Source organism: Neisseria sp. P0021.S007 (assembly GCF_051956855.1).
Genome location: NZ_JBQCXA010001712.1, coordinates 1 through 443, shown reverse-complemented (window position 1 = coordinate 443; position 443 = coordinate 1). Strand labels below are relative to the sequence as shown.

2 pseudogenes are annotated in these 443 nt (G+C 53.7%); both read right to left on the bottom strand.

From position 1 onward, the window contains the following. Positions 1 to 47: 47 nt before the first annotated feature. Positions 48 to 281 (bottom strand): annotated as a pseudogene (locus ACTHUR_RS21065) (DUF1853 family protein); the annotation flags it as partial. A 60-nt stretch (positions 282 to 341) separates the two neighbouring features. Further along, positions 342 to 443, bottom strand: a pseudogene (locus ACTHUR_RS21060) (RNA methyltransferase); the annotation flags it as partial.

The window sequence follows — 443 nt, the reverse complement described above, 5'->3', positions numbered from 1 at the left end:
AGTTTGGCGTGCGGCGCGTTGGCAAACCAAAAAGTCAACAGCTCTTAAGCATAAATGCCGAGACGATGACCAAACGGGGCGCGTTGGGCGAGGTAATCCATCAGCGGTGCGGGATCGGCGTCCAATGCCAAAAGGTAGCGGAAACCGTGTTCCCCCAATAGTTCGCGTACGCTCAATTCGCAACCGTTTTGCCACAAAGGGGGCGCAGTCAGCAGCGAGGCGAGGTCGCGGACGGGTTGGCTGGTGAGCTTCCACCATAATGCGTCTAGGGCGTAATTCATGCTTATCCGAATATCAGTCATGCCGTCTGAAAGGCTGGAAATGTTTTCAGACGGCCTTAATCAGTCTTTTTTATGGATACGGTGGCTGACGGTATTGAAAAAACCGCGCAGGATATCGATGTCTTCGGTTTGCGTGTTGGCGCGTCCGAACAGGCTCTGCAT